This window comes from Paenibacillus sedimenti (genome assembly GCF_014534655.1).
Taxonomy (GTDB): domain Bacteria; phylum Bacillota; class Bacilli; order Paenibacillales; family NBRC-103111; genus Paenibacillus_E; species Paenibacillus_E sedimenti.
Genome location: NZ_JACVVD010000003.1, coordinates 331,292 through 346,106 on the forward strand (window position 1 = coordinate 331,292; position 14,815 = coordinate 346,106).

12 protein-coding genes are annotated in these 14,815 nt (G+C 48.3%); 4 read left to right on the top strand and 8 right to left on the bottom strand.

The genetic code is table 11. From position 1 onward, the window contains the following. Positions 1-6: 6 nt before the first annotated feature. Positions 7-1,155: a glucose-1-phosphate adenylyltransferase gene (locus ICC18_RS10220; protein WP_188174292.1), complete on the bottom strand. Its 1,149-nt coding sequence runs from the start codon at positions 1,153-1,155 to the stop codon at positions 7-9. Next, positions 1,098-3,104 carry a 1,4-alpha-glucan branching protein GlgB gene (glgB, locus tag ICC18_RS10225; protein WP_188174293.1) on the bottom strand — a complete coding sequence of 669 codons (2,007 nt, stop codon included), beginning with the start codon at positions 3,102-3,104 and terminating at the stop codon, positions 1,098-1,100. The genes ICC18_RS10220 and glgB overlap by 58 nt, the downstream gene beginning before the upstream one ends. Positions 3,105-3,269: 165 nt before the next feature. Between glgB and ICC18_RS10230 the strand changes: the two genes are divergently transcribed. The 3 genes from ICC18_RS10230 to ICC18_RS10240 are packed head-to-tail and all read left to right on the top strand — an operon-like array spanning position 3,270 to position 6,031. Next, a complete protein-coding gene (locus tag ICC18_RS10230; protein ID WP_188174294.1) occupies positions 3,270-4,394 on the top strand; it encodes a peptidylprolyl isomerase in 1,125 nt (374 codons plus the stop codon). 53 nt (positions 4,395-4,447) lie between these two features. After that, complete coding sequence (locus tag ICC18_RS10235; protein ID WP_188174295.1) at positions 4,448-5,314, top strand: class I SAM-dependent methyltransferase; 867 nt, start codon at positions 4,448-4,450, stop codon at positions 5,312-5,314. 3 nt (positions 5,315-5,317) lie between these two features. After that, complete coding sequence (locus tag ICC18_RS10240) at positions 5,318-6,031, top strand: RluA family pseudouridine synthase (protein ID WP_312029511.1); 714 nt, start codon at positions 5,318-5,320, stop codon at positions 6,029-6,031. Positions 6,032-6,066: 35 nt separating this feature from the next. On the opposite strand, the gene ICC18_RS10245 is transcribed toward ICC18_RS10240, so the two are convergent. After that, entirely contained in the window at positions 6,067-6,471 is a 405-nt protein-coding gene (locus ICC18_RS10245; RefSeq protein WP_188174296.1) for a MarR family winged helix-turn-helix transcriptional regulator, read from the bottom strand. 278 nt (positions 6,472-6,749) lie between these two features. Here ICC18_RS10245 and ICC18_RS10250 point away from each other — a divergent pair, with 278 nt between their 5' ends. Beyond that, positions 6,750-6,917, top strand: coding sequence for a hypothetical protein (locus tag ICC18_RS10250; RefSeq protein ID WP_188174797.1), 168 nt, complete (start codon positions 6,750-6,752; stop codon positions 6,915-6,917). Here ICC18_RS10250 and gyrA read toward each other — a convergent pair. From gyrA to ICC18_RS10275, 5 genes are read right to left on the bottom strand one after another with little or no spacing between them, the layout of a single operon-like run. Further along, complete coding sequence (gene gyrA / locus ICC18_RS10255; protein ID WP_188174297.1) at positions 6,908-9,349, bottom strand: DNA gyrase subunit A; 2,442 nt, start codon at positions 9,347-9,349, stop codon at positions 6,908-6,910. The genes ICC18_RS10250 and gyrA overlap by 10 nt on opposite strands. A 24-nt stretch (positions 9,350-9,373) precedes the next feature. Then, positions 9,374-11,347 carry a DNA topoisomerase IV subunit B gene (parE, locus tag ICC18_RS10260; RefSeq protein ID WP_188174298.1) on the bottom strand — a complete coding sequence of 658 codons (1,974 nt, stop codon included), beginning with the start codon at positions 11,345-11,347 and terminating at the stop codon, positions 9,374-9,376. 29 nt (positions 11,348-11,376) lie between these two features. Continuing rightward, the gene (locus tag ICC18_RS10265; protein WP_376745618.1) at positions 11,377-12,360 is read right to left on the bottom strand and encodes an ABC transporter permease; all 984 of its coding nucleotides are present in this window, start codon (positions 12,358-12,360) and stop codon (positions 11,377-11,379) included. A gap of 24 nt (positions 12,361-12,384) precedes the next feature. Further along, the gene (locus ICC18_RS10270) at positions 12,385-13,359 is read right to left on the bottom strand and encodes an ABC transporter ATP-binding protein (protein ID WP_188174300.1); all 975 of its coding nucleotides are present in this window, start codon (positions 13,357-13,359) and stop codon (positions 12,385-12,387) included. 6 nt (positions 13,360-13,365) lie between these two features. After that, complete coding sequence (locus tag ICC18_RS10275; protein ID WP_188174301.1) at positions 13,366-14,181, bottom strand: GDSL-type esterase/lipase family protein; 816 nt, start codon at positions 14,179-14,181, stop codon at positions 13,366-13,368. Positions 14,182-14,815 lie beyond the last annotated feature (634 nt).

Here is a 14,815-nt window from a genome sequence, read left to right on the forward strand (position 1 = left end):
TTGAACTCATCCTTTCTGATTTGCAGTCGCAACAACCCGTTCATTCCCGCCGATCAACACAATCTCTCCCTGACCATCCACGACCGCGCCATCTTCAATGATCGTATTTTCACCGATGATCGCTTTTTCAATCGTAACATTGCAGCCGATTCTTGCATTTGGCATAATGACTGAATCGCGAATGACGGTCCCTTCACCTACTTGCACGCCGTAAAACAAAACCGAATGATCGACTTCGCCAAAAACCGCGCAGCCCTCATTGACCAAAGAACGCTTTACATTCGCAGTCGGAGCCACATACTGGGCCGGCTGGTACGGATTCTGGGAATACACGCGCCAATCCTTATCATTCAGATTCAGCTCGTTCTGATTGTCCAGCAGGTCCATATTCGCTTCCCAAAGACTATCAATCGTTCCGACGTCTTTCCAGTAGCCTTCGAACGGATAAGCGAACATTCTCGCTTCATCCTTCAGCATCATAGGAATAATATCTTTGCCAAAATCCTTGCTGGAGTTCGGATCCGCTTCATCCTTGATCAAGTAAGATTTGAGCACGCTCCAGTTGAAAATATAAATCCCCATCGAAGCCAAGTTGCTGTTCGCCTGCTTCGGTTTCTCGGCAAACTCCGTGATCGCCTGGTGCTCATCAACGCTCATGATGCCGAAACGGCTCGTTTCTTCCCATTTCACTTCGATGACGGCGATGGTCGCATCCGCTTTTTTCTGCTTATGATAGTCCAGCATAAGATCGTAATTCATTTTATAAATATGGTCACCGGAGATGACCAGCACATATTCAGGGTCATATTGCTCGATAAAGCCAATATTGCGGTAAATGGCGTTCGCAGTGCCTTTATACCAATCGCCGCCTTTTTGCTCCATGAAGGGAGGCAGCACCGTGACACCGCCATATTTGCGGTCCAAATCCCACGAACTTCCGATGCCAATATAAGAATTCAGCACGAGAGGCTGATACTGCGTAAGCACACCAACGGTGTCAATGCCAGAATTCGTACAATTGCTAAGGGTAAAATCAATGATCCGGTATTTCCCGCCGAAATGCACGGCCGGTTTGGCCAAATTCTTCGTCAACACGCCTAATCTTCGTCCTTCTCCTCCTGCAAGGAGCATGGCAACGCATTCTTTGCTGCGCATAGTTGAGTTCCCCCTTCAACATCCTCAATCTCGGTTTGGATTACATCGATGCATTTGATATATACAGCCGCAAGCGGCGGAATACAGAGAGCCAGACTATAGGGCAACCCATGCCAAGAGCGCTTATCGCTGGAACGCGGCTCTGGATTCCCTTGGCCGGAACCGCCAAAGTCAGGGGAATCGCTATTGAATACTTCTTGGTACATACCATGTCTCGGGACACCGATTCGGTAATCCGGATGGACGACAGGCGTAAAATTGCATATAAGGATTAGATCGTCCGCCGGGTCTTTGCCTTTGCGCATAAAGGTCACGACGCTTTGACTTTCATCGTGCGGATTAATCCACTGAAACCCGTCAGGGTGATGATCAAACTGCCATAATGCGGGTTCGTTTAAATAGAATTGGTTCAGCTGCTTAACGTAATGGTGCATACGGCGATGCATCTCATAGTTTTCAAGCAAAAACCAATCGACTTCTTCCAGGTCTTTCCACTCATCGAATTGACCGAATTCACTGCCCATAAATAGCAGCTTTTTACCGGGATGCCCCGTCATATATCCGTATAAAGCGCGGAGATTCGCGAATTTTTGCCAGTAATCCCCCGGCATCTTGTGAAGAAGCGACCGTTTGCCATGTACAACTTCGTCATGCGAAAGCGGCAAGATGTAATTTTCAGAAAATGTATACATAAAGGAAAATGTGATTAATTTATGATGGTATTTACGGTGAATGGGATCCAATTTCATATAGCGGAGCATATCGTTCATCCAGCCCATATTCCATTTGTAGTTAAACCCCAGTCCCCCGTCGTGAACAGGTGCTGTTACCAGCGGCCAGTCTGAGGAGTCTTCAGCCATCATGAGAGCGTGCGGGTAATAGGAGAAAATAACTTGATTCAATTTGCGAAGAAATGCTACAGCTTCCGGATTGTCGTCTCCGCCCCACTGATTGCGGATCGGTTCTTCATTCCATCTGCCGAAATTGAGATGCAGCATGCTGGCCACTGCATCTACCCGTATCCCATCAATATGATACATGTCCATCCAAAAGACCGCGTTGGAGATCAAAAAACTTTGGACCTCCGGCCTGCCAAAATCAAATGTGAGTGTTCCCCACTCCAACTTCTCTGCTTTGCGCGGGTCTTCATACTCAAAGAGCGGTTTACCGTCGAACTGCCTGAGTCCATGATCATCCTTGCAAAAATGGCCTGGCACCCAGTCCATTATGACTCCGATGCCCCGCTGATGGCAGCGATCCACAAACCGCATAAATTCCTTCGGAGAGCCGTGGCGACTCGTTACGGAGAAATAGCCGGTCGCTTGATAGCCCCACGAACGATCGAAAGGATGCTCGGCTAACGGCATCAGCTCAATATGCGTATACCCCATGTCGACTGCATAATCGACCAGTTCTTCCGCAAGCTGTTCGTAAGAATATAGTTCTTCGCTGTAACGATCCTTTTTCCGCCACGTACCGAGGTGTACCTCATAAATCGAAAGCGGCTTATCGTAAATAGGACCGTTCTGTTTTTGCTGCTGCCACAATTGATCTTGCCAATCATAGCCTTCCAAATCACAAACGCGTGAAGCTGTACCAGGGCGAAGCTCAGAGTAAAAAGCGTAAGGATCGGCTTTCAAAAGAACGCGTCCGCTATCGCTGTGGATCTCGTACTTGTAATAGTCGCCATCGCGAGCTTCAGGCACGAACAACATCCATACGCCTAAGGTACTTAATCGATCCATTACATGGCTGCCAGAGTTCCAACCGTTGAAATCACCCAGAACATGAACCTTTCTGGCATGAGGTGCCCATACGGCAAAGCGCACCCCTTCCTGCCCCGGTGTTTTGCTGACATGCGCCCCTAATAATTTATAGCTGTGGTAAAGGGACCCTTCATGAAGCAAAAATAAGTCCTCTGAGCTGGGAATAACATTGATCTCCACCATATCCCTCCCTGATTCAGCTAGATGGGTATGAAACTACCTCTTCAAGATACAAATACTACAAACAGGTAAAGAATTCCTTTAAACGCATGATAAGAAAATAAAGGGAATTCATTTACATGTGGTGAATTGTTAAAGTACTACATGCCGAAAGGTGGAATAAAGCTTATGAAAGACAAGATGAAAGGACTGATCGTCGGTTTGACGATCGGCTCATTGCTAAGCGGAACGGCGGCTTTCGCTGCCGGCAGTCAAATCGAAGTAGCCTTCCGAAATCTTAAGTATATGTTCGATGGCGAAGAAAAAGTACCCGCAGAAGGAAAAAGTTTTATTTATGAAGGATCTACCTATGTGCCGCTCAGATTCGTGAGTGAAGCGCTTGGCAAGAAGGTAGAGTGGGATGAAGCGAACGAGACGATTTGGATCGGCGGCAATCCTAAGCAAGTCGTAGCGACGTTCAAAGGCGGACAAGTGACCAAGGGCGAGTTTGATACTTATTTGTCGCTGCAAACTTTTTTTAACCCTAGCTATGCCTCCTCGCAAAGTAGTCCTGAGTATCAGGAGTACATGATCAATGAGCTGATTCAAAATAAATATCTTTCCGGTAAAGCGTCAGTGGCCGATTTGAAAGCAGCAAAAGACGAGGCTGACAAACAAATCGCGACATGGAAGTCAGATTTTTCGGAGACCAAGCTGCAAGATGATTTGAAAAAGTTAAAACTGACGGAAGCCGACCTCCATAATTATGTTGTCGTCAGCATCAGCTCGCAAAACTATCTGAAATCAACAATTACGGATGCGCAAATCAAAGCCAGCTATGATGAAACGCTCAAAGAGGATAAGGATGCTTATACCATCGCTTCCGTACGCCATATTCTTATTGGCCTCGAAGATCCTTCTTCAGGAAAAACCCTTCGTACAAAAGAGGAAGCATTGACACGCGCAAAAGAGGTACAGCAGAAACTGAAGAACGGCGGCGACTTTGCTAAGTTGGCCAAAGAATATTCCGATGACCCAGGCTCAGTCGATACTGGCGGTTTGTATGCCGATGCTCCTGTCAGCGATTGGGTGGAGGGATTCAAAAAAGCAGCGACCATACTGACCCTCGATACGATCAGCGATCCTGTCGAGACCGAATACGGCTACCACGTCATGAAAGTGGAATCCCGCAGCGTCAAAACGTTGGACGCCGTTAAGGATGAGCTGAAAAATCAATTGGTGCCAGAGCAATTGCAAACTTTTACCGAAAAAGAACTGCCGGGATTGATTGAAAAGATCGATTTAGGTCAATAAATGGTGTACAATGGATGTTTAACAAGTATACAAGTTGAAGGATGGATTGCAGCATGTTTTTTGCAAAAGATTGGGCCGATTATGAACTCCTGGACACCGGCGGCGGCGAGAAACTGGAGCGTTGGGGCACTTATGTGCTCCGAAGACCCGACCCCCAGATTATTTGGCCCCTCGTTAAAGAAACCCCGGCGTGGCGTTCGGCAGACGCCCATTACCACCGGAGCTCTAGCGGAGGCGGTCAATGGGAGTATCGCACAGAGCTTCCTGAGCGCTGGACGATTACATATGACCAGAAGCTGACGTTTTATATTAAGCCGACCGGCTTCAAGCATACGGGCTTGTTTCCGGAACAAGCGGTTAACTGGAAATGGATGATCGAGAAAATTCAAGGCGCAGGACGTCCGATTAAGGTGCTGAACCTGTTCGCCTATACGGGCGGAGCTTCCCTCGCCTGCGCTTATGCAGGTGCGGAAGTGTGTCACGTGGACGCATCCAAAGGCGTTGTTCAATGGGCGAAGGAAAACTTGCATCTGTCAGGCATGGGCAGCCGTCCGGTTCGCTTTATTACGGACGATGTGTTCAAGTTCGTGCAAAGAGAACAGCGTCGCGGCAGCAAATACGACGCCATCATCATGGACCCTCCTTCCTATGGACGCGGTCCGAATGGTGAAACCTGGAAGCTGGAGGATGACCTTTATCCGTTCATCCAGACGTGCATGTCCATACTGACGGACAACCCGCTCTTCCTGTTGATTAACTCGTATACGACAGGCATATCAGCAACCGTCCTGCACAACATCCTATCCATGGCGATGAAGGAAAAGCATGGCGGCACGATTTCCAGCGGCGAAATCGGACTGCCTATCACCCATTCCGGTTTAAAGCTGCCCTGCGGCATTCTGGGACGCTGGGAGGCTTAAAGGGTGGCAGGACCTAAAGATGTACCCTCCGCATCGCAAATTCCGATTCTGTTCGAGGACAACCACATTCTCGTGGTGGTCAAGCCGGTCAACATGCCGACTCAGGAGGACGACTCGCGCGACCCCGATCTGCTCAGCGTGCTGAAGGCCGACCTGAAGCACCGCCATCACAAGCCCGGCAACGTCTACCTTGGGCTTGTGCATAGGCTTGATCGTCCCGTTGGCGGCGTGATGGTATTCGCCAAAACGTCAAAAGCCGCGTCCCGATTATCGGACGCGGTCAGAACCCGCCGGCTCGACAAGACGTACGTCGCTGTCGTGCACGGCAAACCGCCGCAGCCGTCGGCAACGCTGCGGCACTGGCTTCGCAAAGACACGCGGACGAATACCGTCAGCGTGGTGAAACAAGGTCAGCCGGACGCCAAAGAGGCCGTGCTGGACTATAGGCTGCTCGGCAGCCAGGATGGGCTAAGCTTGATTCACATCAAGCTGCACACCGGGCGGCCGCACCAGATCCGCGTCCAGCTCGCGGCGACGGGCTGCCCTCTTTTCGGCGATCAGCGCTACGGGAGCGCCGTCAACAAGCCGGGCCAGCAGCTCGCGCTCTGGTCGACCGAACTTGCCTTTGAGCATCCGACGCTCAAAGAGGAGCTTCGCTTCCGGTCGCAACCGCCGGAACAGCATCCTTGGTACATTTTTGCAAAGGAGCTTTATTAACTTTGCAAAAATGTACCAGGTTTCTCTGGTCGGAATTAATTGGCGACCTTCCCCAATAAATAAATAAGCAGTTTCTGATTATGGGCGGAAACGCGATTGAGATAAGAATCCAGCAGTTGTTCGCGGATTCGGGTGCCTCTCTCGCATTCCGCCTTTCCTTTATCCGTAACATTGACCCACACGATTCGGCGGTCTTTCTCATCCCGCTCCCTCGCGATCAATTCATTCTTTTCCATCCGATCCAGTAGTGTAGTGACGGCAGCAGGCGTTGTTGCTAAGTATTCAATCAAATCAGAAGGCTTCATTCGCTCATTCGCGCTAAGCAATTCCAGTACACCAAGTTGGCCCTCCGTTAACGTCGGCGCCAGTCCCGCTTCCATCTGAGACTTCAATTCTTTGGACAGCTTCAGCCATAACTTTCCGAATTCACCTGAATACATATCTCACATCAACTCGCTTCCATCATACTCCTGATTCAAGTATAACACGCCCTTCCGGCGGTTTAAAGGTTAATGGCATTAATATTTTCAGACAAGAAAATCATCTCCGACAGGACATGCTGTCGATATTTCCGGATTGCTCTATCATCTTGTCCGATTATGGAGCGTAACCGTAGATCCATACAAACATAACTTGCCTAGTAACATATGGGCCATCGCATACATATACTGTGAACTAGGTCGGATTAGGAAAATCCCACGCAAAGGAGTGATTCCTGGTGGAAACTTGGAAAATGGAGCTAGGCAAAAAGGCGCTGGAGTCTGGAATAATGAAAGACCCACAGTGGCTGGATCGATTAGACGAACCGATGCCCCTGTGGGTCTTATTGGAAATAGCGTTTCAACTCATGGAGAAGCTGGATCCGCCCACGGTCAGCTACGATTGAGGAAACCGCAATATTTCAAGAATAGATTCCGTTTTGGTAACGGGTATGATTTGTTTCCCTTGTGACTTGCGGTCTTCCAAAGGTGCCGTCTCCGTCGAGAAGCGAATTCTTTCGCCGCTGCTCATGATCGCTATAATCGTATAATCCATCTTCACGATAAAAGTACGGATCAAAGCTGCCCCGTTCGGCCTTACGCGCTTGCCTTCCTTGAACTCGAAGGTAAGTATACCCTTGCCTCCGCGGCCTTGGATCGGATAATCGACCACAAGTGAACGCTTGGCATATCCAAGGTCTGAGATGACAAGCACCTCACCCTCATCTCCATAAATCCATTCCGCCGAGACGACCTCATCGTCTTCTTTGAGCTGAATGCCGCGAACGCCTGCGGCTGCTCGGCCCATCGGATTCACTTCCTCTTCGCGGAACCGGATACTCATTCCCTGCTTCGTTACAAGCAGTATTTCCTTCGTGTTGTCGCTCAATTGCACATGAAGCACTTCGTCCTGCTCATTCAGCTTACACGCAACGATCCCGCTCGAGCGGTTCGTCATATATTCTTTAAGCTCCGTTCGCTTCACTTGGCCTTTCCGCGTGACGAATACAAGCGATTTGTCCGGGTCATCGAACCCTTTTACCGGAATGACGCTGACGATCCTGTCTTCTTTCGAAATCGGGATGACATTCACGATGGCCGTGCCGTTTTCTTTCCATTTGTATTCTGGAACCTGATGGACAGGCAGTAAGTAGTATTGGCCTTTTTGCGTGAAAATGAGCATGCTTTCAATCGTGTTCACATCCAGCAAGAAGCGTACATAGTCGCCTTCCTTGAGCCCTGTGTTCTCAAGCTCTCCGCCGGAACGCGTGAAGGATAGCTTACTCGTCCGTTTGAGGTAACCTTCATTGGACAACGTAACCAGTACGTCCTCCGGAGTCACCATGACCTCCAGGTTCACCTTTAGCTCTTCCACTTCACCTTGAATGTCGGACCTGCGATCGATTCCGTATTTTTTACGGATCTCGCCCATTTCATCTTTAATCACGCCAAGCAGCTTCTTCATACTGCCCAAAATTCCGCGCAAATAAGCAATCGTCTTCTCGACATCCTTCAGTTCTTTCTCTAAAGTCGTGATCTCCAAATTCGTTAACCGATATAATTGCAATACCAGAATTGCATCTGCTTGACGCTCGGAGAAACCGAACTTTTCGACGAGATTGTTTTGCGCATCTTGACGGTTCTTGGAAGCTTTAATCGTAGCGATAACTTCATCCAGGATGTTCAGCGCCTTAACAAGCCCTTCCAATACATGCGCACGATCCTCAGCCTTTTCCAGTTCATACTGGGAGCGATAAGTGACAACTTCTTTCTGATGCGCAATATACGCTTCCAGAAGCTCTCTAACGCCTAGCTGGCGCGGCGCTTTATTGACGATGGCAACCATGTTGAAATTATAAGTCACTTGGAGATCTGTCTTCTTGAGCAAATAAGCCAGAATCCCTTGCGCATCCGCCTCTTTTTTCAGTTCTACGACGATTCGCAGACCGTTGCGACCGCTTTCGTCACGAACCTCGGCGATGCCTTCTACTTTTTTCTCAAGTCGAATATTTTCCATCGCCGTTACGAGACGTGATTTCACAACCTGATAAGGGATCTCGGTGATAACAATTTGCTGCTTGCCGCCGCGCATCTCCTCGATGGCCGTTTTAGAACGAATGTAAATCCGCCCTTTGCCTGTCCGGTAAGCTTCGCGAATTCCCTCCTCGCCCATAATAATCCCGCCAGTCGGGAAATCTGGACCTTTGACAATCGTCATCAGCTCTTCAATCGTTATCTCTGGCTTGTCGATCATAGCGATACAGGCATCAATCACTTCACGCAAATTGTGCGGGGGGATCTCCGTCGCGAACCCGGATGAAATCCCGCTCACGCCATTGACCAGCAAGTTCGGATAACGAGCCGGAAGCACTACAGGCTCTTTGGTCGTATTATCGAAGTTATCTTTGAACATGACCGTGCGTTTCTCAATATCGCGAAGCAGCTCCATCGCAATTTCGGACAGGCGCGCTTCCGTATATCGCATCGCTGCAGGCGGATCATCGTCCAGCGATCCCCAGTTTCCATGGCCATCCACCAATGTATGGGCCATTTTCCACGGCTGCGCCATCCGGACCATACCATCGTAGATCGAAGAGTCGCCATGCGGATGATAGTTACCCATCACGTCACCGACGGTTTTCGCCGATTTGCGATACGGTTTATCAGGCGTATTGCCGGAGTCATACATCGCATACAAAATTCGCCGTTGTACGGGCTTTAAGCCGTCTCTGACGTCAGGAATCGCGCGATCCTGAATAATATATTTGGAATAACGGCCGAAGCGATCGCCCACGACCTCCTCCAGATAGGCAGGTAAAAACTGTTCTAACATGCTCAACCTTCAGTCACCACTCTTTTTGGTCTACTCTTCATATTCGGTAAAATCGACGTTCTCGATGATCCAACGTTTACGCGGATCTACTTTATCGCCCATTAATGTCGTTACCCTGCGCTCCGCCTTAGCCGCATCTTCGATCTGCACCTGAAGCAGCGTACGGGTTTCCGGATTCATCGTCGTTTCCCACAACTGGTCCGGGTTCATCTCGCCGAGTCCTTTATATCGCTGCAGTTCGGTATTCTTACCGAATTCCTTCATGAGCGCTTGCAGTTGTTCATCGGTCCATGCATAGCGGTGACCTTGGTTCTTTCCGCCTTTTTTCGTCACTTTATACAGCGGCGGCTGTGCGATAAACACTTTGCCCGCATCGATTAACGGCTTCATATAACGGTAAAAGAACGTCAGCAGCAGCACTTGGATATGCGCTCCATCCGTATCCGCATCCGTCATAATGATAATTTTGCCGTAATTGCTCTCGCTAGATTCGAATTCCGAACCGACACCGGCACCGATTGCAGAAATAATCGCCTTGTATTCGTCGTTCTTCATGATGTCGAGAAGCTTCGCCTTCTCCGGATTCATCGGCTTCCCTTTGAGCGGAAGAATGGCCTGATGCTTAGAGTCACGGCCTTGTTTGGCAGAACCGCCGGCGGAATCTCCTTCCACAATGAACAATTCATTGCGTTCATAATCTTTGGACTGTGCCGGTGTCAGCTTGCCGCCGAGGTTTGAGCTTTCGCTCTTGCCCTTTTTCCCGCTGCGGATTTCTTCGCGGGCTTTACGAGCGGCTTCGCGCGCTTTAGAGGCTTGAACCGCTTTTTTCAGCATCATCTGTGCCACTTGCGGATTTTCCTCAAGGAACACAGCCATTTTGTCGGATACGACAGCATCCACCGCACTGCGGGCAACCGCGCTGCCGAGCTGATCCTTCGTTTGTCCGACGAATTCGACGTCGCCCATCTTAATATTTATGACTGCCATCATACCTTCACGGAGGTCCGTGCCGTCCAAATTTTTCTCTTTTTCTTTGAGAATGCCCCCTTTACGGGCATATTCATTCATTACGCGCGTATACGCCGTTTTGAAGCCGGTTTCGTGAGTACCGCCGCCGCGGGTTGGAATGGAGTTCACAAAGGACGCTATGGTTTCCGTATAGCCGTCATTGTACTGCAAAGCGACTTCCACTTCGATTTCGTCTTTCTCCGAAGCAAAATGAATGACCGGATGAAGAACGGTCTTCTCCTCGTTCAGGAACTCGACGAACTGGCTGGCGCCGCCTTCATATTGGAACGATTCCTGCTTGTCCGTTCGGTCATCCTTTAAATTTACCTGAAGCCCGGAATTCAAGAAAGCAATTTCCTGAAGTCGTTCAGCGAGCGTGTCATAGTTGATGGTGATCCCGCCCTGAAATACACGCTTGTCCGGTTTAAACGTTACTTTAGTACCCGTACGGTTCGTATTGCCGATAACTTCAAGACCCGTAACCGGCTCACCAACGTGCTCTACGCCGGCTTCGTCCATCCAGTACTCGAACCGCATTTTGTGTATTTTACCATCCCGATAAATCTCTACTTCCAGCCACTCGGATAACGCATTCGTAACGGAAGCGCCTACACCATGGAGTCCTCCGGACTTCTTATAGCCCGCTCCGCCGAATTTACCACCGGCATGCAAAATCGTAAAGACTACCTGCGGTGTCGGAATACCTGTTTTATGTATCCCGGTCGGTATGCCCCTCCCATTATCCTGTACGGTGACGGATTGGTCTTTATGTATGGTCACGTTGATCTTGGAACAATGCTTGGCAAGATGTTCGTCGACCGCATTGTCCACGATCTCCCAGATCAGATGATGCAAACCTGACGTGCTGGTGCTGCCAATATACATCCCCGGTCTTTTTCGAACGGCGACAAGCCCTTCCAGAACCTGAATATCGTCGGCATTATATTCGGAAACCGGGGCATTACCATTCGAAAAAATTTCTAGCTGCTCGGTCATCGAGGTCCTCCTTTAACTTAACTGCACAATTAATTCAATACATCTTTACGTGTAAATACGGTAAATGAAACGATTAACGACGCAATCGCCCATGCACTCAGCACACTTAGGGAAAAGGTCAAGTCCATCCCTTGAATAGGCGGGATACCCCCCGTCAAATATTTGGTTAAATCCAAATTCACCATGAATAAATATTTGGCCGTTTCCCAGGAAGATACCATGTTGGAAAGGATCGTTCCGGATATTAATACCGCTAGCATAACTCCCATTCCTGCGGCTGTCGAGCGAATAAGAACGGAAAGCATAAGCGACATCAGGGCGACAACTACCGCAGAAAACCAGACCAAACCAAATTCCATCAATAAGAAAAACCACTGATCCACGGCTCGGACCAAGCTAAAGTCAACTTCTGATCCCGCTAATTTGAGTCCGGTAAACACAGGCATTGTCCATCCGTTATAACCGAAAACGACACCGGAAATCAAGTAACAAAGCACGCCCGTGGACAGAACCGTTAGCGAAGTAAAGAAGATTACCGTAATTAGTTTACTCATAAGGATTTTCCAACGCTTGACCGGTCTTGTCAACAATAATTTAATAGTCCCCGTAGAATGCTCCGATGATACGATGTCTGCCGAAATGACCATGATGATTAATGGAATGAATAATCCAACCGCATTTTTGACAAATTCGCGGGTAAAAGTCACCGCATTAGGCGAGCTCGGATCGACGCCTTTTTCCAAATAATAATTGGCGATTTGGATCTGAACTTTCAGTTGTCGCTTCCATTCCTCCGGCGTGCGCGGGGAGCCCAGGCGTTTCTCCCAATCGGCAATTTTCTGGCGCTGATCGACTTTCCAATCCGTAGTGCCGAACTGTTTTTGCGTATTTTGAGCCACTCGCATTTGCGCATAAGTAAACATGGGTATGAGGGCAAGTAAGATGAGTAATATGACATAAAAGCGTTTCTTTTTGATCATCTTTATACATTCGTTCTTAACTAAGGCATACATACCTATCAATTCTCCCACCTTCCCTTATCCAATCTTTTCCCCTTCGGTCAGGCTCAAGAACAAATCTTCGAGCGTTGGATTTTTGATTTCTACGGAATAGAGGCTAATTCCTGCTTCCATCAATTGGCGGCTTACTTGAGGAACATGCTCTTTATTCATTTGAGTGACAATCTGGCTGACTGAAGGTTCCTGGCCCATTGTTCGGTCATATGCAATATCCTCGATAGCACTCACGTAAGGGGAAGACATGATCAGCTCCTCAGCTTTATCGGCAGGCGCTACGGACCAAACCACTTTGCCGCCTTGCGCAACAAGCTCATCGACAGCTCCGACCTTGATGACTTGCCCGTGGCTGATGATAGCCACGCGGTCGCACATTTGCTGAATCTCGCTTAGCAGATGACTCGATACGAACAGGCTAAGTCCGTCTTGAGCCAAGCGGTGAATGAATTCCCGCATTTCCTTGATCCCTTGCGGGTCGAGTCCGTTCGTAGGTTCGTCCAAAATCAACAGACTTGGTCGGCCGAGCAGCGCTTGAGCAATGCCGAGGCGCTGGCGCATACCAAGGGAATAGGTACGGACCTTATCGTGGATACGCCCATCCATCGATACAATTTCCACAACCTCCGCAATCCGCTGCTCATCTACATCCGGCAGCATGCTCGCAAAATGCTCCAGGTTCTCCCAGCCGGTAAGATAAGAGTACAACTCCGGATTCTCTACGATACAGCCAACATGACGCAGCGCTTGATTATGCTCTTTGTGGACATCATGCCCGCAGATTTGGATGGACCCTTCTGTCGGCCGTATCAAATCAACGAGCATTCGAATGGTCGTCGTTTTACCTGATCCGTTGGGTCCCAGAAATCCGAATATTTCACCGGCATATACATCAAACGAAATTCCTTTAATGATTTCTTTGTTCTTAATCCGTTTCTTCACATTTTTAACAGATAATACGATCTCTGGACTCGATAATGCACTAGACATTGCAGACATCTCCCCCTACTTCAAAATTTGCACAATTCGATCGGCGATTCGCTCATAGCCATCCCCATTCGGGTGAAAATGATCGGCCGAAGACAAATATTTAATCAAATTCTGCTCAAATAAATCGTAAGTAGGGACAATAACCATGTTCGGAAACCGGTTCGTCATCTCAAAAACACGATTGTTCCATCGCTGCACGATAAGTGAGCCCTCCCGCTTAGGATCAAGATCCAGAAACGGATGATAAAGTCCTACATACATGACAATTGCATTTGGGTTCGCCTTATTAACTGCCGTTAAAACTTGATCCATTCGCTCTAAGGCGGGATCCATTCTTTTGAGTGCACCCTGCGGATTAAACTCCGTTTGATTTTCTCCTGTGAAAATCCCGTCACCGCCGGCAAAAATATCATTGCCGCCAATCGTCAGCAGCACAATATCCGCTTGCGAAACCGCATCTTGCGTCTTCTTTAATGCCAGATCGTTCAGAAGCTGATCGCTCTTATAACCTGGAATCGCCAAATTATTCAAAACAAACACTGGCTTTCCACTCTGCTGCTCCAGCTTTTCCCGAACTCGTCCCACATAACCTTTGCCTGTGTTGTCGCCAGTCCCTGCAGTGAGTGAATCACCCAGCGCGACGATTTGCAGCTTGCTTTTACTTTCGATGACCGTTTCTTTCTTCGGTGCAGGCGTAGATATGGCAAGATCCCCGGACGCTTTCGGGAACCATATTTGATTCGCCGCATAGGCAAAACCTACCGCAAACACGATCGTTGAAACGGAAGCCGTAAGCCCGATAGCTCCCCAAATGAAACGAGATGATCTCAAGCGAGTCCCCTCCTGCGAATAATGGCGTAATTCACTATAAGAGTATAGCTTCTTGAATAAATTTGCAAACTCCAGCTTCAAGGTTGATCTTAACCAGAAACTCTGATACCTGAGCACATCATGTATGGCTGTGTGAGCGGTTATTTCCATAGTCATTAATAAGGTTTTACCTATTATTAAACCTTAAATGTAAGCGTTTTATTTTCGATTATTTGCCTTTACTTTGATACTCAGACCCCATTCTTTGTTTTAAGAAACCTTATCGGCACTATCCCCTCTACTCAGACTTTTCTATAAGGCTTTGTTATTCTTCATTGTTGATTTCTAACCATGAGATAAACCTCTATCGAGGTCTTTCGAAGATGTGCGACCGCGTTCAGCGGAAGGTTTATTCGCCAATACGAATTTCGTTTTCCGACTCATCGGAAACTTATAAATTCTTATGTGGTAAGAAAAACCACCTAAACAATTAGCGATCAATTCGAAACTATCGTTCCCCCATATATATACTCGAAAAATCATACAGATTTATCCTTCAAACGGTAATTTCCATAGTTATACACGAAAAATCATACACAAAAGCTCTAATTGAAGCGAAGAGCCCGATTTTATATGAAATTTCATACAGAATCGT